The organism is Streptomyces synnematoformans (genome assembly GCF_039531005.1).
Taxonomy (GTDB): domain Bacteria; phylum Actinomycetota; class Actinomycetes; order Streptomycetales; family Streptomycetaceae; genus Streptomyces; species Streptomyces synnematoformans.
In genome coordinates, this window is the sequence record NZ_BAAAPF010000765.1 from 1 (window position 1) to 578 (window position 578).

A 578-nucleotide genomic window follows, 5' to 3' on the forward strand; every position below is an offset into this window, starting at 1 on the left:
GTTTCGGGTGCACAAGGCGACGTGGCGGGGCCGGGGACGATCGGGCTGCTGGCGGCGATGTTCGCCCGGCGGGCGGGCGCCGAGGTGCACGTGCTCGGCCGCGACGCGCAGACGCTGGAGTTCGCGGCGTCGCTGGGCTTCGACCGCTGCTGGACGGCGGAGTCGCTGCCGCGGCTGCCGTACGACGCGGTGGTCGACGCCTCCACCGCGGAGTCGCTGCCGGCGCGGGCGGTGGAGCTGGTGGAGCCGGGCGGCCGGGTGGTCCTCATCGGCCTCGCCGGCACCCCGAGCCTGCTGGACACCCGCGTCCTGGCCCTGAAGGACGCCACGGCGGTGGGCGTCCTGAGCGCGTCCCCGGGCCTGGCGGACACGATCACCGCGTACGCGGAGGGGGCGGTGGACCCGCGCCCGCTGATCGCGGCGACCATCGGCCTGGACGGCGCGGCGGCCGTCCTGTCGGGCGTACGCCCCGCGGGCGCGGGCCCGGGCCCGAAGGTGCACGTGGTCCCCGCGGGCACGCCGCGGGGAGGGACGGGCTGACGGCCGCGTCCGCGCCCCGCGCCCGTCCGCGAGGCGCC

The 578-nt window shown here is 79.2% G+C and carries 1 protein-coding gene; it reads left to right on the forward strand.

The window, feature by feature from the left end:
* Nucleotides 1-540, forward strand: a 540-nt coding sequence (locus ABD317_RS37580; protein WP_344296642.1) for a zinc-binding dehydrogenase, incomplete at its 5' end; no start/stop codon positions are given.
* Nucleotides 541-578 lie beyond the last annotated feature (38 nt).